This is a genomic window from Sphingopyxis sp. (genome assembly GCF_035686825.1).
GTDB lineage: Bacteria > Pseudomonadota > Alphaproteobacteria > Sphingomonadales > Sphingomonadaceae > Sphingopyxis.
Map to the genome: position 1 here is coordinate 1 of NZ_DASRYZ010000001.1, position 21,801 is coordinate 21,801.

Annotated in this window: 16 protein-coding genes; 13 read left to right on the forward strand and 3 right to left on the reverse strand. The window is 58.0% G+C overall.

Annotation, left to right across the window (positions count from 1 at the left end):
* Nucleotides 1-140 precede the first annotated feature (140 nt).
* Both VFG17_RS00005 and VFG17_RS00010 read left to right on the forward strand, forming a co-directional pair.
* Entirely contained in the window at nucleotides 141-2,141 is a 2,001-nt protein-coding gene (locus VFG17_RS00005; RefSeq protein ID WP_325027635.1) for a TonB-dependent receptor, read from the forward strand.
* 89 nt (nucleotides 2,142-2,230) lie between these two features.
* Nucleotides 2,231-3,616, forward strand: coding sequence for an MFS transporter (locus VFG17_RS00010; protein ID WP_325027428.1), 1,386 nt, complete (start codon nucleotides 2,231-2,233; stop codon nucleotides 3,614-3,616).
* A 204-nt stretch (nucleotides 3,617-3,820) separates the two neighbouring features.
* On the opposite strand, the gene VFG17_RS00015 is transcribed toward VFG17_RS00010, so the two are convergent.
* Genes VFG17_RS00015 through VFG17_RS00025 form a run of 3 tightly spaced genes read right to left on the reverse strand, consistent with a single transcriptional unit; the run spans nucleotide 3,821 to nucleotide 5,901 of the window.
* Entirely contained in the window at nucleotides 3,821-4,603 is a 783-nt protein-coding gene (locus VFG17_RS00015; RefSeq protein WP_325027429.1) for a molybdopterin-dependent oxidoreductase, read from the reverse strand.
* A complete protein-coding gene (locus tag VFG17_RS00020; protein ID WP_325027430.1) occupies nucleotides 4,600-5,502 on the reverse strand; it encodes a cytochrome b/b6 domain-containing protein in 903 nt (300 codons plus the stop codon). Before VFG17_RS00020 ends, VFG17_RS00015 begins: the two co-directional genes overlap by 4 nt.
* A gap of 18 nt (nucleotides 5,503-5,520) precedes the next feature.
* The gene (locus tag VFG17_RS00025) at nucleotides 5,521-5,901 is read right to left on the reverse strand and encodes an EthD domain-containing protein (protein WP_325027431.1); all 381 of its coding nucleotides are present in this window, start codon (nucleotides 5,899-5,901) and stop codon (nucleotides 5,521-5,523) included.
* 376 nt (nucleotides 5,902-6,277) lie between these two features.
* Here VFG17_RS00025 and VFG17_RS00030 point away from each other — a divergent pair, with 376 nt between their 5' ends.
* The 11 genes from VFG17_RS00030 to VFG17_RS00080 all read left to right on the forward strand — a co-directional run bounded on the left by VFG17_RS00030 (nucleotide 6,278) and on the right by VFG17_RS00080 (nucleotide 21,785).
* On the forward strand, nucleotides 6,278-7,036 hold the full coding sequence (locus tag VFG17_RS00030) for a glucose 1-dehydrogenase (RefSeq protein ID WP_325027432.1): 759 nt from the start codon (nucleotides 6,278-6,280) through the stop codon (nucleotides 7,034-7,036).
* An 88-nt stretch (nucleotides 7,037-7,124) separates the two neighbouring features.
* Nucleotides 7,125-7,529: a hypothetical protein gene (locus VFG17_RS00035; RefSeq protein WP_325027433.1), complete on the forward strand. Its 405-nt coding sequence runs from the start codon at nucleotides 7,125-7,127 to the stop codon at nucleotides 7,527-7,529.
* Nucleotides 7,526-8,374, forward strand: a complete 849-nt coding sequence (gene yghU / locus VFG17_RS00040; RefSeq protein ID WP_325027434.1) for a glutathione-dependent disulfide-bond oxidoreductase — start codon at nucleotides 7,526-7,528, stop codon at nucleotides 8,372-8,374. Before VFG17_RS00035 ends, yghU begins: the two co-directional genes overlap by 4 nt.
* A 46-nt stretch (nucleotides 8,375-8,420) precedes the next feature.
* Nucleotides 8,421-9,086 (forward strand): glutathione S-transferase family protein, encoded by a 666-nt coding sequence (locus tag VFG17_RS00045; protein ID WP_325027435.1) that lies wholly within the window; start codon nucleotides 8,421-8,423, stop codon nucleotides 9,084-9,086.
* Between the two features lie 22 nt (nucleotides 9,087-9,108).
* Nucleotides 9,109-10,524 carry a glycine cleavage T C-terminal barrel domain-containing protein gene (locus tag VFG17_RS00050; RefSeq protein ID WP_325027436.1) on the forward strand — a complete coding sequence of 472 codons (1,416 nt, stop codon included), beginning with the start codon at nucleotides 9,109-9,111 and terminating at the stop codon, nucleotides 10,522-10,524.
* A 467-nt stretch (nucleotides 10,525-10,991) separates the two neighbouring features.
* A complete protein-coding gene (locus VFG17_RS00055) occupies nucleotides 10,992-12,584 on the forward strand; it encodes an FAD-dependent oxidoreductase (RefSeq protein WP_325027437.1) in 1,593 nt (530 codons plus the stop codon).
* Between the two features lie 75 nt (nucleotides 12,585-12,659).
* Nucleotides 12,660-14,825 carry a TonB-dependent receptor gene (locus tag VFG17_RS00060; protein ID WP_325027438.1) on the forward strand — a complete coding sequence of 722 codons (2,166 nt, stop codon included), beginning with the start codon at nucleotides 12,660-12,662 and terminating at the stop codon, nucleotides 14,823-14,825.
* A gap of 66 nt (nucleotides 14,826-14,891) precedes the next feature.
* Nucleotides 14,892-16,214 (forward strand): MFS transporter, encoded by a 1,323-nt coding sequence (locus tag VFG17_RS00065; RefSeq protein WP_325027439.1) that lies wholly within the window; start codon nucleotides 14,892-14,894, stop codon nucleotides 16,212-16,214.
* Between the two features lie 16 nt (nucleotides 16,215-16,230).
* Complete coding sequence (locus VFG17_RS00070; RefSeq protein ID WP_325027440.1) at nucleotides 16,231-17,223, forward strand: ABC transporter substrate-binding protein; 993 nt, start codon at nucleotides 16,231-16,233, stop codon at nucleotides 17,221-17,223.
* A 408-nt stretch (nucleotides 17,224-17,631) separates the two neighbouring features.
* On the forward strand, nucleotides 17,632-19,842 hold the full coding sequence (locus VFG17_RS00075; RefSeq protein ID WP_325027441.1) for a TonB-dependent receptor: 2,211 nt from the start codon (nucleotides 17,632-17,634) through the stop codon (nucleotides 19,840-19,842).
* Nucleotides 19,842-21,785: a glycoside hydrolase family 3 protein gene (locus VFG17_RS00080; RefSeq protein WP_325027442.1), complete on the forward strand. Its 1,944-nt coding sequence runs from the start codon at nucleotides 19,842-19,844 to the stop codon at nucleotides 21,783-21,785. The genes VFG17_RS00075 and VFG17_RS00080 overlap by 1 nt, the downstream gene beginning before the upstream one ends.
* The last annotated feature ends 16 nt before the right edge of the window (nucleotides 21,786-21,801 follow it).

Genomic DNA, 21,801 nt, shown 5'->3' on the forward strand with positions numbered 1-21,801 from the left:
CATACGATTACTCATATGACCGGTCGTAAGAGCACTCGCTCCCGACGCTCCAACATCCTCGTTCATCACCGCTCCTCGCAAAGAGCGGCTATCAGCACCCCAGAGCAGCTTCCCGCAAGGCGGCCTTCAGGACACGGTTACTGTATGCCGCGGAAAGCAACGGTGCGTCCGCGCCGCGCTTCGGTATTCGCGGCGTAACGAGTTCCGACTTCGGCGCGTCGGCGACCTCGCCGGTGGCGATCTACATCGACGATGTGTATCAGGCCCTGAACTTCGGCATTGGTCAGCAGATTTACGACTTGCAGCGCGTCGAAATACTGCGTGGACCGCAAGGAACGACCTTCGGCAAGAACACGACCGCCGGGGCCGTTGCCTTTTTCTCGCAGACACCCACCAATGTCGTTGAGGGCTATGTGACGGGCCGCCTTGCTGGCGGCGACCAGAGCCGCCGCAGCATCGAAGGCGCCATCAACCTTCCCGTTGTCGATGACAAGCTCGCTATTCGCGTGAGCGGAAAGATCGAGGATTTGGGTAACTGGTATCGCGACATTGGCCTCAACCGCGGTCACGGCGGCCAAAATTCCGCTGCGGGAAGATTTCAACTGCGCTGGACTCCCGACGCAGATACATCCGTTAACTTCACGGCCTATGCGAATCGCCAGCGCGGCGATGCTTCGCTATTCTACCGTGGGTTCTTTAACATCGCCGATCCCTGCACCGGCGGCTTTGCCTATGGCACCTGCCCGGGCGGTGTGGCGCTGCCGACCCCGCCCCGGAACGCCAACGAAGTACGAATTAACGACTTCCCCACGAGCGAAACCGTCGACAATTATGGTCTGACGCTGCGAGTCGAGCATGACTTCGGGGATGTCAATCTTACCTCGATATCGCATTATCGTCGGAGCAAGTGGAACTCGATAACCGACCTCGACGGTACGCCGGCCGATCTATTCGTCACGACCAATCCCATCAAGTCGCAGCAATATGGGCAGGAACTGCGCCTGGCGGTCGATCCCACCAAGCCCTTGAGCGGTATTTTCGGTCTCTATTATCAGTCGGACCGGGCCGACGATGATGCGACGCTAAGCTCGTTCTTCAGCGAGCCTTTCGATTACCTTACGCGGTTCCAGACGCGTACGAAGACCCATACTTATGGCATTTTCGGCAACCTGACATACAAGATCACAGAGGATCTGTCGCTCACGGGCGGGCTACGCAAGTCTATCGAGAATAGGCGTCTCGCGGGCCTTACGGCTTATTATCTCGTGGGTACGGAAAACCCGGACATCTCGATCGGCAATGTCAATTCCGATGCGTTGATCCCGGGGGCAGACAACATTCTCAACTATGATGTGGGCGTAAAGGCCAAACCTTGGACATGGGATGCTACGGTAAATTATAATCCTCGCAAAAACTTGCTGATATATGCGCGCGTAGCAAAGGGCTTCCGGTCCGGCGGGTTCAATCTGGCGCAGTATCTGGAGCCCCTCGGCCCTTCGGCCTTCGGACCCGAGACCATCCAATCTTATGAGGGTGGTATCAAGGCTGACCTCTTTGACGGCATCCTGCGCGTTAACGCCTCGGTTTATTATTACGATTATTCCAATCAGCAGGTTACGTTCAGCATCGGTCCGGTATTTGCTACCGACAACGCAGGCAAATCGACGATCAAGGGCGGCGAACTGGAAGTCACGCTCAAGCCGACCCAAGGCCTCGAGCTGCGTGGCAACGTCGGCTATAGCGACGGCAAATATGACCGGTATTTGGATGTCGGAACCAACACGGACTATGCCGGCAATCGCCTGAGCTACACGCCTAAGTGGACTGTAAACGGCACCGCAGCTTATACCTTCCCCGTTACGAGTGGCTATGACTTGCGTGCGAGCACCACGTGGGCCTATCGTTCCAGGGTCTTCTTTTCGGCCGACAACAATCCCGACATTGGCGATCGTGCCCGCACCACGGGCAACCTGCGGCTCGGGCTGGAGCCGAGCGAAGGCCGTGGTTTCTCGCTCGCCGGGTTCGTGAACAACGTCACGAACCAGCACGCTGTCGGTTACAGCGTGCCGTGGATCGACTTTACGTCGAAGGTGCTGTCCCCGGGTATCAGCTATGGCATTGAGCTCGGCTACAGGTGGTAAGTAAAAAGGGGGGCGGTGCGCCCCCCTTTTCGTGGACTAAAGGCGCCGATGTCGGCGCGTCCCTTGAGGGCAACCCCGGGGAAAGCTGAATGAAATTCGCACCTCAATCCATAGCTACCAGCGACAATTTCATCGATCCCCTCCTTGCAAAGGGGAGCGCACTCCCTCCCGTCGGACCGTATCCGACCCGGCACACGGCTTGGCTGCTTTTGGCAGTTCTCACGCTCGGGGGCATGATTGTCTATATTCACCGGATGATCTTCAGCGTTGTCTCCGCATCGATCGGGCAGGAATTACATCTCAGCGACGTCCGTATCGGCCTGCTTCAGGGAGCGGGCTTTGCCTTTGTCTTTGTGCTGGCAGGAATTCCCCTCGGTCGCCTGGCGGATCATGTGCATCGGCTGCGCCTGATAACGGCTGGCTCGCTCTTCTTCATGGTAGGAACGCTTGCCTGTGGGCTGGCGGCTGGGTTTTGGGAACTCCTGTTCGCGCGGTGCATCGTAGGGATCGGAGAGGCGGCGTTTACGCCTGCAGCGGTATCTTTGATCGCTGATACTTTCCTCCCCCACCATCGAGGTAGGGCTATAGGCACGTTGTTTACCGGCATGGTGCTCGGCGGCCCCGCCGCGATTGCATTGGGCGGGGTGCTTCTGACTTCTGCACAGGCAGGAGAGTTTAGGACGTTAGCTTTGATTGGTGAGCTGGCGCCGTGGCGCATGGTTCTCGTGATCACGGCCGCAGGCAGCGTCATTTTGCCCCTGTTGACGCTGTTACTGCGCGAACCTGCGAGAAAGCAGTTCGGGACTGGCGTAGATTGCGGCGAAGCCCGTGAAGTCGGTGAGGCCGGCGACGTCAATTGGAGAATATTGGGACCACTTTTACTGTGCTGCGCGCTATTTGCGTTTGGAGATTATGGATTGTTCTCCTGGGGTCCGGTAGCTCTGGCCCGTGAACATGGCTGGAGTGCCAGCGAGGTCGGGCTCGCATTTGGAACTATATCCGGGATATGCGGTGCGCTCGGCACATTTTTTGGCGGAGTGCTTTCTGACGCCTTTGCTCGCCGCGCCGGCGAACCCGCGCGGCTAATCCCGACCGCGGGCGCAGCTTTCATCATAGCGGCCGGCGGCGCCATGTTCGCGACTGGTTCGCCTTTCCTCGCCCTCGCTGGCGTAGGCGTCTGGTGCCTTTTGGGGCAATTGGCGGGCACGAGCGCAATCATTTCGGTCCAGTCGTTTGTTCCCGGCCGCTTCCGAGCTACATCCATGTCCCTGGTCGCCTTGGGCAACGGCTTGCTCGGCATCGGGCTTGGCCCCCTTGCCATAGCGGTGGTGAGCGACACAATCGGTGGCCGCGCGGGGACGAGTCTCGCAATCGCAACGGTCATAGCACCGGCTGCGCTAGCTGCTGGCCTTCTGGCCATTTATGTGCTGCGATCGGCGAGGAAAGATCCGGGCGTTGCCGACAACCCCAACTGATTGCTGGTCGCCGCTGGCCGGCAAGTACATGCATTTTCCGCCGCGACCTCGGCCGGCTATTTCCGGATTATCTGCCCAGTTGGGCCAGCCCCAAGTGAGCGGGTGCAATAATATGGCGCTTGGCTGCGAGGCATTTATTGATATCCCAAGTCCAAGGCTCGGATGTTCGCCAAATCCACGTCGCTTGTGGATGTCGTTCCAGGCTTACATCCCTGCGTACCATTGATAGCCAAAATCCTCGGCAAAGCCTCCGTGGCCTTTTCCAAATCGCGAGAGGCTGTCCACCGCCACGATCCTCGCGAGGTGCTTGGCATTTTTATAGCCCACCTGCAATTCCGTGCGAAGGCGCAAAGGTGCACCATATTCGCGCGGCAGGACATCGCCATTCATCCCGTAGGCAAGAATCGTTTGAGGATGGAAGGCATCCAGAAGGTCGATGCTCGTATGATAATTTACCGGGAACCCGATATAGCGGTCCATCGCAAAGAAGAAGATGTAGCGCGCATTGTCCATCAGTCCGACATGCTGCAGCAGCCAGCCGAGTGGAACGCCGGTCCACTGGCCGATCGCGCTCCATCCCATGTCGCAGCAATGCATGGTGATCTGCGTGCGCTGCGGCATGGAGCGCAGTTCACGCAGGCTGAAGGAGGCCGGCCGTTTCACCAGACCCTCGACCTGCAATCTGTAGTCCAGAAAGCCGTTGCTCGCCATTTTGTCGAACGCGGGGTCGGGTTCTATATAGGATGCACCGAATCCGCCATTGGTGGGGAATTTGGCGGACATCTGGTCGAGCCGATATTCCGGAGCCAGGGGACGGTGCGCCAGAAACGCGCGTTGGACCTTGCGCCCGAGTGTATCGCCGAAGCGCAGCCATGGCTCAGCGCCCTCGGGGCTCGCCAACTGCCTCACGCCGAGGCCGGCCACCGTCGTTGCAGCCAGCCCCCCGGCACCCAACAGGATCTGGCGACGATGCAGCAATTTGGTCATTTCCGCTTCTCCGGAACGCGGAACCATCCTGTCAGGATAGACCGCATTTCATTCAGGAATCCCGCGACGAAAAGTTGAAAGATATGGATGACGACAAAACCGACGAGCAAACTGGCGCTGATAAAGTGGATGAGGCGGGCAGTCTGCCGCCCCGCAAACATGTCGATAAGCCAAGGAAAGGCGGCGACGAAGGAGGGGGACATCGTCATGCCCGTCAGCACCATGGAAGGCAGCAGCAGGAAGAGGACCAAAATATAGCTCGTCTTTTGCAGAAGATTATATCGTTCAGCCTCGGCGCCGGTGGCATGCTTCAGTCGGAGATGCATCCACAAATCGCGGGCGATCGATGACGCGCGAAGCTGATCGCGGTCGGGTACAAGGGTCCGTCGGAAGCGTCCGCTGGCAATCCCGTATATCAGGTAAGCAAATAGATTTGCCGCAAAAAAATACAGCGTCAGGAAGTGCCAGCCGCGGCCATCATGCAGGTCCATGGCCTTTTGCGGCAGGATCGCCCACGGCGGAAACGCGATGGTCTGAATGCCAAAAATGCCTTCGTCCCGCACCTCACCCAAGATGCCGGTCGTATCGAGAACCTCCCGGCCGTCAATTGCGATCCAGCTGCGAGGATTAGCGACGTCCCGGTTGCTCGCGATTTCAAACACAGCCGGCGTGTCATAATATCCAATCTGACCGACATGCAGGCGAGGGTAAGCGTTGAAGATTTGCAGACCGCTCATCAAGAGAATGATGAAGCAACAGACATTTACCCAGTGAAACAGTCGCACCGGCCAGGGGTGACGGTAGATCGTGATCCCGGCGGAAGGGGCGCGACCGGTGTCGCCACCGTCGGTTTCTGGCAAGGATAACGTCTCCGCGCTGTGCTGGAATTTCTCGTTCACCCGCCGGTCCTTTCCGGTCTAAAAACGCTCCTCGAGGCACGGCTCGCCGTTTGAGGTGACATGTTCCTCAAGCTCAAATGCATAGAGGAAGCGGTCTGCGGCAAAGATTTCGTCGGCGATCGAGTTCACTTCGGGAACATTGCTCTTCGCGAACCACTCGTCACTGGCCGCCTTGTCGGGAAAGCCGACTTCAGTGATCACATCGAACGGGAACTCGGTCATCGGTTCCGCATCGACGCCGTGCCCGCCGACCGGGCGAACGACATAGCTGCGGCGATACAAGAGCGGCTTGCCGGCCGCGGCAAGCATCGCCTGCACTTCGCCATTCTCGTAGCGATCGATGAATTCTTCGCGACTCAGCGCCGGATTTTTCCTGAGCAGGACGACAAGCTTATACATTGAACTTCCTCATGGCTGCACACGCAACGGACCGATGCACTGCTTCGCGTCGCGGAAATTCCGTCCGCTCTACGGATGCGATGCGCTAAAGCAACTTGGCCGAACAGGGATAAGACGCCGGGGCCGATCCAAAAGATGTCGCCAACATATATGCAGAGAGGGGTTCTGCTACCAATAAAACAATTGTCTGGCAGCCATATATTCTATCCTTCACCGGACGGCGTTCAAACAAGATTTGTATCGCGCTCATCGAAATTACGTTTGGCATGCGCGCTGGAATTCGCTTCGCGACCCGAATAATCTTGTTACACTCGCATGTGCGATGCAGCGAGTTTAGCTCATCTGGATATCCGGACAAGGAAGAGGCGAATAGAAGATGGCGATTCATTCACTCGACGGCAAAGTTGCTTTCGTGACCGGAGGCGGTGACGGGATGGGACGGGCGACGGCTCGGGCGCTGGTCGAGCATGGGGCTCGCGTGCTCGTGGTCGATATCAATGCCGAAAAGGCTGCGGAGACGGCAGAGATGATCGGCGGCGATGCCGTAGACTTTGTAGCGGCTGACGTCAGCAGCTTCGAGGCCATGGAGAACGCGGTTGAGAGGGTAGTGGCTAAATGGGGGCGACTTGATGTCGCTTTCAACAACGCTGGCATTGAGTCGCCGAACACGCTCCTTGCCGAAACCTCCGTCGAGACCTGGCAGAAGGTACTTGCCGTCAATCTGAGCGGCCCCTTCTACTGCATGAAGGCGCAAATTCCGGCCATGATCGCCGGCGGCGGCGGATCGATCGTCAACACATCCTCCGGCCTTGGCATGGTGGGTCTTTCAGGCGCCTCGCCTTATGTGGCTGCCAAGCATGGCCTGATCGGACTGACCAAGAATGCAGCCATCGAATATGGCCGATCCGGCATCCGGGTGAATACGCTTATTCCAGGCCTGATCATGACGCGCATGCTCAAGGAATCGCTCGACGCATTTCCCGATGTGATCGAGGGTTATATTCAGCAAATCCCCGTCGGTCGCGCCGGCGAGCCGAGTGAAATTGCCGATGCGATCGTGTGGCTGGCGTCGGATGCCTCCACCTTCGTCTCCGGTTCGACGGTCACCGTGGACGGCGGCTGGCTGGCACAATAGCGCGCGCTGCCCGAGCCATCATGGTGGCTGGTCACTAGACGCCAAAGGCGCAGCAAGTTCGCAGATTCTATTGAGGTGGAGAAGTCCCGTGTATTCGATGCTAGCCTGTTTCAGGAAACATCCCGACGTAAAGTCGAAAGACGAACTGATTGATCTGTACGAGAATGGGGAAATCCCGATCGTATTGGATTTGGGCGGCTATCCGCCGCTTTACCGTCGGAACTACATCGTTCGCCCGGTTGGAAAGCACGGTTCGGACGCCGAGGAAGCAAACTCGTTACCGTTCGACGTGGTGACCCAGGTCGAGTTTGACGATGCGGAGCGTGCTCGTGACTGGTTCGCGAAAGGCGATGTCCCGCAGGTCGAATCGCATTGGAAGCGTGCGTTTCATCCCGATCAGCACATCGCCTTCGCATACGAGGTCGACGTCTACGACACGTCGGCCGGCACAGCGGGGGCGGCACGCATATTGGATCAGGATGGCTCCGAGTGACCGCAGCTGAGCATTATGTTCCGCCGCGCGTATGGACGTGGGACGGCGAAGCGGAAGCTTCGCTCAGCGCCAACCGGCCCAGCGCCGGTCCCAATCATCAAAAGGTGATGCCTGTCGGCGAGCATGCACTGCAGCTCTACTCTTTGGCGACGCCCAATGGTCAGAAGGTAACCATCCTCCTCGAGGAACTTCTCGAACAGGGAATTTCGGGCGCAGAATATGACGCCTGGATCGTCGATATCCGGGACGGTACGCAGTTCAGTTCGGGTTTCACGGAAATCAATCCCAACTCAAAAATCCCCGCCCTGCTCGACCTCGGCGGCCCGGAACCCATCAGGGTCTTCGAATCGGGCGCTATTCTCGTGTATCTCGCCGAGAAATTCAGAGCCTTCCTGCCAAGTGAGGGGCCGAAGCGCGCATCCTGCCTGTCATGGTTGTTCTGGCAGGTCGGTAGCGCGCCTTTTGTCGGCGGCGGCTTTGGTCACTTCTACTCGGCCGCACCCGTCAAGCTGGAATATGCCATCAACCGTTTCGCAATGGAAACCAAGCGGCAACTCGATGTACTCGACAGGCGGCTCGGTGAGGCGGAATATCTTTGCGGCGATGACTATACCGTCGCCGATATGGCGGTCTGGCCCTGGTATGGAAGACTGGTCAACGAAGGGCTGTACGACGCCGCTGAGTTCCTCTCCGTAGGGGACTATAAAAATGTCCTTCGCTGGACCGAGCAAATCGGTCAGCGGCCTGCCGTTCAGCGGGGGCGGATCGTGAACGGCATTGCCGAAGGCCAGCTGCGCGAGCGCCATTCTGCATCGGATTTTGCGGAAATCTCATTCGGTCGCTGAGCTTTGCCGCGGGCACTTGGCGCGCGCGACCTAAAAAGAGCATATGATGAGCCTAAATGAACTGACCTTTTACCATGCGGCCAACACCAGGTCGTCGGCCTCGCTGATTCTTCTGGAAGAACTGGGCGCCAGCTACGATTTGCATGTGCTTGACATGGGCGCTGGTGAAAATCAGCGCGCAGCATATCGTGCGATCAATCCGCTGGGGAAGGTGCCTGCGCTTCGCCATGGCGACGTGCTGATTACCGAGCAGGTGGCGCTATATATTTATCTTGCCGATCTGTTCCCGGAACGCGGCCTGACGCCCATGGTCGGCGATCCCGAGCGCGGCTCTTATCTGCGCTGGCTTGTCTATTATGCCGCGGCCTATGAGCCGGCTTTTGTCGACAAGGCAATGAAGCGCGATCCAGCCCCGCATGCGCGTTCACCTTACGGTACGTTCGACGAAATGCTCGAGACCGTGTTCAATGAAATTCGCGCGAAGCCCTTTCTGCTTGGCGACCGGCTGTCTGCCGCGGACATTTTGTGGGGCACTGTGCTGAGTTGGGGCATGGGCGCGGGGCTCGTGCCAGAAGAACGGGCTGTCGGCGAATATGTGGCACGGATCACGCAGCGCCCCGCGTCGCTCAAGGTCGCGGCTTTGAACGACGCGATCGAAGCCGGCATCGTTACGGCCGGTCTCCGCCACTCATCGCAGCCCATACCCATCTAGGAACAGGTTTCGGAATCAATACATGACGAACTTCAAGAGCGAGGATTTTCGCGGCCGATATTGGAAGTCGCTGGAGACAGACAAGGCGTTCGCTGTCGAGCGCCCCGTTTGTTACGGACCCGCGATCGCGGCCCAGGAGCGGCAAAGCTCGCCCTTTTTGATGTTCAAGTTCATTTCGGAATGGATACCATATCAGTACACCGATTTTTTCGAAGAGAGCCAGTCCTTTCATGACAGCGCCTATTTGGGCGACTGGAGCCCGCTCCCGAAGCTCAAGATTTCCGGTCCGGACGCGCTGGATTTCCTTCAATATCATACGGTCAATAACCTCCGCAGCTTCCGCGACATGCAGATCAAGCACGCCATCCAGTTGAACGAGGACGGAAAAGTCGCAGGCGAAGGCATATTGTACAAAACCGCCGAAGACGAATTCAGATATATGGGCGGGGCGGTCTACTGGTTGCAGCACTGGTTTGACCGCGAGCCGCGCGATGCCCGTTGCGAAATATACTCACCCGACGAGTTCGTGTTCGTCGTGCAAGGGCCCAAATCGATTCACGTGGTCGAGGCGGCAATCGACAGTGGTCTACGCGACCTGAAATTCAATTATTGGACAGCGTGCCGGATCGGCATGCATGATGTGCGCATCCTGCGTACGGGTATCACCGGTGAATTGGGATATGAGGTCCACGGCCCGGTGGAAGCGGCCAATGATGTCTGGTTGGCTTTGACTGAAGCTGGCCAAGCATTCGGTCTGCGTCTGCTGGGTGGCCGGTCGATGATCGTCAGCCATGTCGAGGGATGCTTTCCCACCATCGGACGCGAATTCCTGCCGGCGACCTCGCCAAGTGTCGGTCATTCGCGAGCGCATTCGATCGACATCCGCGGGGGAAGCCTGGAATGGCACGATCCGAGTGAGCTTTTCCGGTCTCCATTCGACCTCAATTGGGACCGCGAGGTTTCGCTGGATTCGCACGATTTCATGGGGAAAGAGGCGCTGCAATGCGAAGTTGCCGCGGGCGGTCCGGCGCGGCGCCTGGTCGGACTGGTCTGGAACCCGGACGATGTTGTGGCGGTCTACGCCTCGCTGTTCCACGAAGGGCCGCGGCCTGCTTTCATGGAATTGCCGCGCGTCAGTCACAAGCATGCGATGGATCCGGATGCAGTGTTGCTCAACGGCAAGTGCATAGGCGTTTCCACATCACGGGTTTATAGTTCCGCGCTGCGGAAGATGATTTCGCTTTGCCATATCGATCGCGATCTCATGACGCCCGGCACAGAGGTCGCAGTCGTATGGGGCGACAAAGGCAAGGATCAGGTGCATATCCGTGCGACTGTCACCGATCTGCCGTTTAAGAGGGACAACCGCCGGACGGACGTGTCGCTCCTGCCGGATTTCCTGAGCAGCAAACGATCAGATGGTCCTGGCCTGACGTGACCTACTGAGCAGCGTGAGGCCGATCCGGCTGTTGGCTGCATAGATGCTGCGCAAAAGCGGCGTTGAGAAGCAGGCTGCCTGCCTAATATACCGCAAATTGATGATTTGTCTGGCTGCAGAACAGAGAATGTATTTGCCGAAAAAATCAGGTTCACTACACTTTCCAGCATAAAAGTATAACAAGAGGTGAGTTGAAGTGCTTTGGCGCGAACTTGTTTCGCTGGTTTCGGAACATTGCAAGTCCTAACTACGGAGAAATTACGTCTTGCGATCATGGGATAGATTACAAATTCGTTTGTTTTGGTCGCTGTAAGTGTTTTCGATGGCGTCTCGTGTCTTGCTCAATCCGCAAAGTCTTTTTCACCGACATGCATCGATTGTGCGATCGGGCTGATGCTGCGACGCCCGCAAGCCATTGTGGCCGCCGGCCGTCCGATCCATGCGCAAACGAATTAGGAGCTGCTTACGTGAGCGATACTCAACCCGCTTTGATGCAAGTCTCGCCACACCAGCCGGCGGCCAGGGACTGGGATTTTGACGTGGATGTCCTTGTCGCGGGTTCAGGCAACGGCGGAATGTCCGCGGCGCTTATGGCCGCTACTGGCGGCGCAGATACCCTCATGGTCGAGATCAGCTCCCAGATCGGTGGTAACACGCTCATGGGAGGCGGCGACCTGCATGTTGCCGGTTGCAAGACTTGGGAAGAATATAACAGTTTCACGGAAGGTCTTCACGATCCCGTGCTCGGAAGGGTTTATGTAGAAACTTTCCGGAACGAGTATGTCCCCTGGCTGCTGTCGCACGGTGCCTACATGCATCAACCGAACCCGGACGCACCTTATTGGCACGGGGATTGGAAACTTGGAAAAGGCGAACCGGGCCAGCTTGGAAACAAGCTATATTGCGATAGTTTGATGAAGGTTTACGCCGGGGCAGGCGGCAAGACATTGATGCAGACGCGGGTGGTTAATCTGATCGCCGACGACGAGGGTCGCGTAATCGGCGTGCGGGCCAAGACCTGGAAAAAATCCCCCAAGGAAGATGGTCAGACGTTCGTCAATATCCGTGCGTCCAAAACGATCATGGCAACCGGCGGCTGGCTCATCAATGGAGAGATGAAGCAAAGATATTTGGGTCAGGACGGGCATTTTTCACAAAATCACTGCGGTCCTTTTTCTTCAGGAGAGGGACTTAATATCTGTCAGGCCGCCGGCGCTGCACTAAGCCATCGGGGCTGGGCAGGGTTCGCCGGCGCCTTGGCGTGTGTGACTGCGACAACGCAGATGAACGCAGATGCCGATGCTATGCTCGAGATGTGGCGAGACCTGCCTCCGGCGGAGTGGAAGACGCCATATATGCAAGGGCGACTGAACCCGCCTCCCTATTCGGGCATTTGGGTGCCGGATGATGGCGAAGTCATGCGCGCCATTCTCGTCAATAATTATGGCGAGCGATACATTGATGAATCCAATCCGATCAACGCCAAATATTCGCGACTGCATCAAGCGACTATCAGGCAATATCGCGGATTTGTCTGGGTGATTGCCGACCAGCGAATCCACGACGAAACGCCAGGAGCCGACAAGGCCTTGGACGAGATCATTGCTGAGGGCGGCAACTGGGGGACGCATGGGAATGTCATCATTGCCAACAGCATTCAGGAGTTTGCCGAGGCCCTATCAAGGGCGGGTGTCTACAAGGGGGCCTTTCTCAAAACGATCGAAGAATATAATCTCGCTATTGAGGAAGGTCGCCAGGATCTATTGCCGATCCCGCGCAGCAGCAGCAACGGTTCAGGGGAATGGGCGATCGGCAAGCCGCCATTCTATGCCATACCGGTGCGCGTAAATCCCTATTTTACGATGGGCGGGCTGCGCATCAACGGGGACGCGCAAGTACTCGATGTCCAAGGCGCCGCGATCCCAAATCTCTATGCACCCCCGCCACTTGGCGGAGGCGTGCAGAGCGAAATCTATACAGGTGGTGTCGCCTGCGCTGGAACGTTCGGCTTCCGGGCGGCACGGCACGCCGTTTCGGCGCTCCGTGCAACGCGCACCTGATCTCGAATTTTCCAGGATTACCGAAACAAAGACCGCGCACCTCGATGAAAGAGGGCCGAAGGGAGAGGACATCGAATGAAGAATATTGTGGCATGGGCGCTGCAAGGGTCAGCCGCCGCGGCGCTGATCGTGCCATTTGAGGTCGCCGCCCAAGATCAGACAGTCTCTCCCACCTCCTCTGAAACCGCTTTAACCGCGGAAGCTGACGAAACCGCTCAAGACGGGATTCAGGATATCATCGTTACCGCGACGCGGCGCGAGGAACGCCTGCAGAATGTGCCCACCTCGATCACGGCGATCAGTGCGGGCTCGCTCCAGGGCGCTGGCATCGTTCAGCCGCGAGAATTGGGTTTGGTCGTGCCAAATCTCAACGTGGTCCAGGTTGGCTTTCTGACGCAGCCCGTGATCAGAGGCGTTGGCACCGTGAACCAATCGGCCGGCGACGAGCCCAATGTGTCAATCTATATCGACGGCATTTACCAGCCGGAAATGAGCGGGAACAATTTCGATCTGCTTGAAATCGAGCGGATAGAAGTGCTGCGCGGGCCGCAGGGTACGATTTTTGGACGCAACGCCACCGGCGGGCTAATAAACATCATCACGCCTGACCCATCGTTTGATACGTCGGGAAACGTCAGTGCGAGTTACGGTCGTTTCGACAGCGTTCAGCTGCGGGGTTACGTCACCACCGGTATAAGCGACAAACTCGCGATCGATATCGCCGGACTCTTTTATGACGATGATGGTTATGCTCGCAACGACTTCCAGAAGACCCGAATATCCGAGCGTTCGAGCCGGGCAGTCCGCAGCAAATTGCTGTTTCGCCCCTCCGACAGGGCCAAATTGACGGCAACCTTAACTTATAACCGCTTCCAGGGAACCGCGGGATTCGCGGCGCAGGCGCTCACTAATAACATGGCGGCGAACGCCCTGGATCCGTCACTCCTTTTGCCGACCCAACCCAATCATGCGGCCCTCGGTCCAGATACGCCACTTCCCGTCGGGACAGAGAACCGCCAATATGGAGCCTCGCTGCGTAGCGAGTTCGACTTGGGCGCGGTGCGTCTGGAGACTGCAACGGCGTGGAATGACAGCGACGGCCGCCAGATTTTCGATGCCGACGCCTCACCGCTGCTTCTCAGCCATTCCGATGTCACGATCCGGAGCCAGTATTACAGTCATGAAATGCGGCTGCTTTCGCAGACGGATGGGCCATTCAGCTGGCTGGCAGGCGTTTATGGTTTCTGGGGCAATCTGAGCTCCTTTGTGGATATCTATACGCCGACATCGGTAATCCAGGCGCGGCCGCGGTCGAGCACCGAAGCCTATGCTGCATTTGCGGAGGGAAACCTGGAGTTTGGCGACGGGCTGACGCTGACAGGAGGACTGCGCTACAGCCGCGAAACCAAGAAATTCCGCCAGATCTTCAATGGTGCTACTATTCCGCCCGCACAGGCAACTTTCGACCGGTGGACGCCCAAGGTTTCGCTGAGCTATAGGCCGAGCCAAGAGGTGAACCTCTATGCCACCTACAGCACCGGGTTCAAAAGCGGCCTCTTCAATGCGTTTGGCCCGTCGAATGTGCCGGTTCGACCCGAAACGATCACATCATATGAAATCGGTGCAAAAACCGACCTGTCGCGCTTCCTGCGCGCAAATTTTTCCGTATTCCACTACGATTATAAGGATCTGCAAGTCTCTGCGCGATTGCAGGTAAACACGTTGCTCAACGCAGCGCAGGCCAAAGTGGACGGCGCGGAGGCGGAAATCACGGCGCTGGTTGCTGACGGTTTGTCGACACGCTTCACTCTCGCCTATGTCGATGCGCGGTACAAAAGTTTCCCGGTCGCTCTCGTATTCACGCCGCTGCAGGGTGGCGGCAATGCGCAGGCGTCGCAGGACGTGGCTGGCAACCAGCTAGTCCGGTCCCCCGATCTGACATTTACGCTTGGCGCCGATTATCGGAAGGACTTCGGAGTCGGCAAACTGGGCGTATCGGCAAATTACTTCCATAGCAGTCGTGTCTACTATGACTTTTTGAACCGGGTGAGCCAGGCACCTTACGGCGTGCTCAATGGCGAGATTTCATGGACATTGCCGAACGACCTCCAGTTCACCGCTTGGGGTAAGAATATGACAAACGCTCATTATGCGCAGTTCATGAATACCTCGGTCCTTGGAGACTATATCGTTTATGAACGGCCCGTTTCCTACGGCGTAAGGCTGGATTACCGTTTCTGAGCGGCACTGGTGCCTGATGTGCATGCCTGCAGAGCGTCGTAGTCGCGATCAAATGAGGAGTGAATTTTGACAGAGGCGGTGATGACTTCCATACCCATCAGGGAGGTTATCGAGGGACAGCGAGTGTCCCGCGTTCAAATTTACGTTGCGATCGCCTGTGCCGCCATCCTCTTCTGCGACGCCTTCAGCTTGCAAGCAGTCGCGGTCGCTGGACCCGCGATACGCTCAGACCTCGAGATCGAGCCCAAGATGATGGGCATTGTCTTTTCACTTGGCCTCGTTGGCATGATGCTCGGAGCGATACTTGTCGGGCCACTGACGGAACGTTTTGGACATAAATGGCCGCTCGTATTTCTCGCCCTATGGTTTTCGTTTTGCACGATCCTGACCGTGCTTGCCGATAGCGCTTGGTCGCTTGCGGGCTTGCGCTTCCTGGATGGGCTCGGACTCGGCGCGGCAATTCCCAAAGCGCTAGCGCTCACATCGGAATATAGTGCAACGCGCGTTCGCCGCCTTACCGTATCGCTGACAATGGTTGGCTACGCCGCCGGCGGCGTAGCGGCAGGATTTATTGGCGCCAAGCTCGTGCCGCAAGGCGGCTGGCACATGGTATTCATCGTCAGCGGTATGCTCGGTATCGGAGCCTCGGCTCTTGTTGCCATTGTTGTGCCCGAATCTTTGAACCATCTTGTAAAAAAGCCGGACCGTATTCGAGAATTGCAGCAGATCGTTTCCGTTGTGGCGCCGCAATATGCGGATGCCAGCTCTTTTCAGGCAACACCATCTTCTCGCCGCTCGTCGATCTTTCGACTTTTCTCGCCCGAGCTTCTATTCCTGACCCTCGGCCTATGGGCGGTAGCGTTCCTGGCCCAGATGGACATGTTCCTGTATATCAACTGGACGCCAATCTTCGCCGAGGCGGCTGGTATACCATTAGACCAGTCCATCATGATCAACCTGTATTATAATGCGGGGGCGATGGCCGGGATTGTCCTCGTTGGTTGGGCAATGGATCGTGCCAATCCGGCTTTCATTATAGCTGCGGCATTAACTGTCGCGTGTCTGTCCCTTGGCGCGATGGCGATCGCGGGATTGCAGGCCAATCTTCTCATGGCAAGCAGCGCTGGCGTGGGCTTCGGTCTCGGCGGTGGAGCGACCGGCATAAGCCTCCTTGCCGCAACGCTCTACGACGGCGATGTCAAGGTCACGGGAATTGGCTGGGCCCTTGGCGTCGGGAGGATCGGCTCTGCGGTTGGTCCGTTGATCGGGGGAGGAAGCATGGGCAGCGGACTGTCGGTGCTCTTTGTTATGGCCGCCGTTCCCGCTCTCATGGCGGCCATCTTCGCGACAATGCTGGGATATCATCTGCGCCAGTCGCCACGCCCCTAACACCGAGGAAACGAAATTGTCCAAGCTGAATTTGTCGCTCGCTTGCTGGAGCTACGACCGCACGGAAGCCTTGCAGTCAGGCCTCGTGCGTCCGGAAGGTATTGATCTCAATTTTCTTGCACTCAGCGTGGAGGAAACCTTCTTTCGGATGCTCCGCAATCGAGAGTTCGACGTCGCCGAGCTTTCGCTTTCGTCCTACTGCCTCATGCTCGCAAAGGGCGTGACTGATTTCGTGGCAATTCCCATTTTCCCCTCCCGGTTTTTCCGCCATTCCTGCATATTCGTCTCGGCGCAGAGCCGTATATCTTCGCCGAGAGATCTGGCAGGCAGACGGGTCGGCGTCCCTGAGTACCAAATGACGGCACCGGTCTGGATCCGGGGAATATTGCAGGACGAATATGGCGTAGACATTTCCTCTATCGATTATCTGACAGGAGGCGAAGAAGAGCCGGGGCGGGAAGAGAAGATTGCACTCAGCCTCCCAGAACGGTTCAAGGTCTCACCAATCGGACCAGATCAAACGCTAGCACGGATGCTCGCGGACGGTGAGATCGACGCGCTGTTCACTGCACGTGCGCCGTCGACCTTTTATCAAGAGCCCGAGCGGGTCCTCAGACTATTTCCGAATTTTCAGGATATAGAAAAGGGCTATTTCGCTAAAACCGGGATATTCCCGATAATGCACGTCGTTGCGATCAGAAGAGACGTTTACGAACGGAATCGCTGGGTCGCGCAATCGCTGTTCAAGGCGTTCGAACGTGCCCAGCGGATAGCCTACGACCAGCTGGCGGTCTCCGCGTCACTCAAAACAATGCTTCCCTGGCAAATAGGCTCCGTCGAAGAGGTTATGAGGGAGCTAGGCGCCGATTGGTGGCCATATGGAATCGATCGAAACCGTCACGTACTCGAGACCTTCCTTCGCTACCATCATGAGCAGGGTCTCTCGGATCGGCTAATTGGTGTCGATGAACTCTTCGCACCAGAAACTCGCACGTCTTTCAAAATTTGACGGATGAGGGACAGACGCGCCTTCGCGCTCCACGATGCTGTATCGCATCGCTAACCGTGCTCTTCAACGGTCGGTCTGGCCGCCGACAGGTAAGCGGCGTTTTCAGGACACGGCTTTTCAGGGCAGGGCAGGAGTTCCGCCGACGGCGTTTGCGGGATGGCCGTTAGGCAGCTTGGCCACGATATCGGTCATCCCCCCGCCGAAGCCGAAACCAACGACTACGCAGCCGTTGAGACCCTCGATATGGTCGCATGGCTCAAATGAACATGCGTCCGGTCTGGCCGGGACGGTTCAGATCACGCTTCGCTCCTCAACATATTCCATATTGGAGCGGCAACGCGGTCCCTTCTAGAAAATTTCACCGAAGAGGCTGCGCCAAGCGGCCATTCCCATTGGGAGGGTGAGAAAATGAACATCAAAATGAAGCTTGCAACTGCCGGCTTTATCGCAGGCATTTGTTCGGTGGGGATGGGGTCCCAAGCCCTCGCCCAATCGCCGGAGGCCAATGGCGACATCATTGTTACGGCGCAGCGCACGGAAACTCTGGCGTCGAAAACGCCGGTCGCCATCACGGCCCTGTCGGGAGACACCCTGCGAGCGGCGGGCGTCACGAATCCGACGGAATTGCAGAATTTGGTTCCGAACTTTTCGATGGTGCGCGGCGATGGCCTGCAGATCACCATCCGAGGTATCACCAGTTCCGACACTACCGAAAAGGGAGATCCGTCGGCCGCCTTCCTGCTCGACGGCATCTATATCGCCCGTCCCCAGGCGCAGGAAGTCAGCTTCTTTGACATCGGCCGGATCGAAGTGCTGCGCGGACCGCAGGGAACGCTCTACGGTCGGAACACAACCGCCGGTGTTGTTAACGTGATCTCTAACCGTCCGAAGGACGAGTTCGAGGCCGCAGCAAATGCGACCGTCGCCAACTTCGACACGCGACAGGCCGACGGCATGATCAACGTTCCGGTCAGCGACCTGTTGAGCCTTCGTTTCGCTGGGTCGTATGACCGTCGCGACAGCTATCTGATCGCGCCTGAAGGCGAAACAACCAAGGACAATCCTTTCAAGGACAATTTGTCGGGCCGTGGCCAGGCGCTTTTCACATTCTTGCCTGACATGTCGCTTTTGCTGCGAGCTGAATATAGCCGAATGCGCGGTATCTCTCTGTCGGACACGCTGAACGGGCACTATTACGCGTCGCTCGATCCGGCCGATCCCGGCTACGCCGATCAGCGCTATATCGGCCACCAGTTTTCCTCCGGTGAACTGCGGGAGCGCCAGTCCCCCAACATCGCGCCGCGAACGCGGAACCATTCCCTTGTCTTGTCGGGCGAATATGTCTGGGACTTCGGTCCGATGACATTGACATATCTTGGGGCCTATCAGAAATTCCGTCGCAATGATGTGACTTCGCTCGGCGGCATCGCAAGCGGGGCCAAGGCGGATTACCGGCAGACGTCGCACGAACTGCGCTTCGCCACGAACAACATCGACAGGCTGACGCTCCAGTTCGGCGGATATTTCTTTGATGAGAAGGCGAAGATTGATGCCTATGCGCTCGACATCTTCGGCATCCCGTTCAACCGCTTCTATCAGAATCCGGTCAAATCCCAGAACTACGCCGCATTCGGTCAGGCCACCTATGAGGTTATGGACGGGCTGCGGCTGACGCTGGGCGGTCGCTATTCGCATGACAAGAAGTCGCGTGTCGGAACGACCTTCTTTCAGCAAAGCCCCGTTTTCGATCCGGACACCGATCTGGCGCTGGCAAATTCCGCCGCGATTTCGTCGAGCAAATTCACCTGGCGCGCCGGGCTCGATCATGATCTGAACGAGAGGACGCTGATCTATGGCAGTGTCGCCACCGGCTACAAGGCGGGCGGCTTCACCGATGGCTGTCTCGACGGCACGACCACGAACGGAGTCGTATGCAACCAGCCCGTTCCGGCCGATCTGCTGTTCTACAAGCCGGAAACGCTGAAGGCCTATGAAGTCGGCGTCAAGACGCGGATGCTCGATAACGCCATTCGGCTGAACGCGTCGGCCTTCTACTACGACTATACAAACATGCAGCTGTCGACCTTCAAGGTCGTCAATAATGCCGTCCTGTTCGTCATAGCCAATGCCAGCAGTTCCACTGTGAAGGGCATCGAAGTGGAAGCAAACATAGTTCCCAGCTCCAGGAACCGGGTCGATCTGTCGTTCAACTATCTTGACGCCAAGTTCGACAAATATTTTCCCTTGGGCGAAGGGTCCGAGCCCGATTTCGCCGGGCGCCCGCTGGACCGCAGCCCGAAGGTGACCGCGTCGGCCAGCTACACCTATACCTATCCCTTTATCAACGGGGCCAACCTGGCCTTCAACGTCCGCACCAGGTTGAGCGACAGCTATGTCCTTTCATCCTATGCGACGGGGCAGCAATTCCGGCAGCCATCCTACACGCAGTCGGACGCGAGCCTGCGCTATTCCGCGCTGGATGACCGCTGGTATGCAGAAGTTTTCGTCAAGAACATCGAGAACGAGATCGTAGTGACCAACGTCGTCAATTTTGCCGGCGTCGCGGTGACGCCGGGAGATCCGCGCACTTATGGCGCGCGCATGGGCTTCCGCTTTTGATGTTGTTTCCCCTGCTGTTGGCGGCTCATGCCGCCAGCCCGGCGGCAAAGGCTCCCGAGGCGCAGCCGGTGCTAGGCTCGCGCTCGGTGCCGCTGCTGAAATTGGGCGGCCTGACGTTCAAGGACATGAACCGGAACGGGAAGATTGATCCTTTCGAGGATTGGCGCCGCCCGCCGGTCGAGCGCGCACATGATCTCGTGAAACGGATGACCGCCGCGCAAAAGGCCGGGCTGGTCGTCCATCCGATGGCTCCAGGGGAGGGCGAGTTTCCTGCCTTTCACGGATTCAAGCGGAAGGAGATGCGGCAGCTGGTCGCGAAGGACAATATCCGCTTTTTCCTGAATACAATCAGTGCCGCTCCGAGCCAAATGGCGGAGATAGCCAATGACGTGCAGGCTATCGCGGAAGCCCAGCCACTAGCGATCCCGGTGACCTTCAGTTCCGATCCGCGCAACCAGCTTTCGGATGCAGTCGGACAAAGCGTAAATGCAGGCCAATTCTCGCAATGGCCCTTCCCGACGGGTCTGGCAGCGACGGGCGATGTCGGGCTGGTCCAGCAGGCTGCCCGCATCGCATCGGCGGAATACAGGGCGGTGGGCATCCGCATGACGATGTCGCCCCAAGCGGACGTCGCGTCCGAGCCGCGTTGGGGGCGCGCGAACGGCACATTCGGTTCCAGTCCGGACGCGAACGGAAAATTCGCCGCTGCCTATATAGAAGGATTCCAAGGCGGACCGGACGGTGTGACCCCCGACGGGGTCGCTTCCGTGGTCAAGCATTGGGTCGGCTATGGTGCGGTGCCCAATGGCGAAGACGCGCTGAACTATTATGGGCGGCAACTCGCTTTCCCGGGGGGCCGATTTGACGATCATGTCCGCCCGTTTCTGGAAGCCTTCGAGTCGAAACCCGCAGCGGTGATGCTGACCTATGGCGTGGCCCCGCCCAGCATCACGATCAATGGCAGGCCTGCCGAACAGGTGGGCGCCGGCTTCAGCAGGCAGATGGTAACCGAGCTGCTGAGGGAGCGCTATCGCTACCCCGGCATCGCCATGACCGACTTTGGCATATTCGACGATTGCGGCGAGGCGTGCCGCAAGGGCATGACCGATTTCAGCGCATTTGGCATGCCATGGGGCGTCGAAGATCTTACGCCCAAGCAACGGATCGCCAAGGCTTTCGACGCGGGCGTCGATCAACTGGGCGGCTATGGGAACAGCGCCGCGGTGCTTGAACTGGTGCGCAGCGGTCGTGTTGCGATCGCGCGGTTGGATCGTTCGGTCGAGCGTTTACTTACCGTCAAATTCCAGATGGGCGAGTTCGAGAATCCCTATGTCGATCCCGCGGCGGCCGACCGGATTGTCGGTTCCACCGAGTTCCGCGAAGCAGCTGCCGAAGCGCAACGGCGTTCGCTGGTCTTGCTGAAGGATGACGGCAAAGCACTGTCCGCTGCTCGCCGGGCACGCCATGTCTGGTTGGTCAACGCTTCGGCTGACGTTGCGCGCCAATATGGCTTCGACGTCGCGAAAGATCCCGCGGGAGCGGACTTCGCCTTCGTCCGCATCGCATCGCCGGCTCATAATCGGTCTGGCGATCTGATGGCAGACGTGATGAAACAGGGCGCGCTCAGCTTCGATCGCGACAATACGGACCTGCAGGCTGTGGAACGGGCCAGTGCCTCAGGCCTCCCCCTAATCGTCGTGGCGCATCTCGATCGGCCCGCCATATTAACGCCGATCGTCGCAAGGTCGGGCGCCGTCATCGGCGAATTCGGTGCCAGCGACGCGGTTCTATTCGACATGCTGAAGAAGGGATCGGAGTTCCAAGGGAAATTGCCCTTCGAGCTGCCGTCCACTGACGTCGCGGTGGAGGCGCAGCTGCCCGACGTCCCGGATGATTCGCATGATCCGCTCTTTCCCCGCGGTTTTGGTCTGACAGGAAAATAGCGGGACATCCTTGCGC

Bases quoted from the DNA above. Each gene is read 5' to 3' on its own strand.
- VFG17_RS00075 (WP_325027441.1), top strand. From the start codon at position 17,632: ATGAACATCAAAATGAAGCTTGCAACTGCCGGCTTTATCGCAGGCATT.
- VFG17_RS00015 (WP_325027429.1), bottom strand. From the start codon at position 4,603: ATGACCAAATTGCTGCATCGTCGCCAGATCCTGTTGGGTGCCGGGGGG.
- VFG17_RS00025 (WP_325027431.1), bottom strand. From the start codon at position 5,901: ATGTATAAGCTTGTCGTCCTGCTCAGGAAAAATCCGGCGCTGAGTCGC.
- VFG17_RS00080 (WP_325027442.1), top strand. From the start codon at position 19,842: ATGTTGTTTCCCCTGCTGTTGGCGGCTCATGCCGCCAGCCCGGCGGCA.
- VFG17_RS00010 (WP_325027428.1), top strand. From the start codon at position 2,231: ATGAAATTCGCACCTCAATCCATAGCTACCAGCGACAATTTCATCGAT.
- VFG17_RS00050 (WP_325027436.1), top strand. From the start codon at position 9,109: ATGACGAACTTCAAGAGCGAGGATTTTCGCGGCCGATATTGGAAGTCG.
- VFG17_RS00060 (WP_325027438.1), top strand. From the start codon at position 12,660: ATGAAGAATATTGTGGCATGGGCGCTGCAAGGGTCAGCCGCCGCGGCG.
- VFG17_RS00030 (WP_325027432.1), top strand. From the start codon at position 6,278: ATGGCGATTCATTCACTCGACGGCAAAGTTGCTTTCGTGACCGGAGGC.
- VFG17_RS00045 (WP_325027435.1), top strand. From the start codon at position 8,421: ATGAGCCTAAATGAACTGACCTTTTACCATGCGGCCAACACCAGGTCG.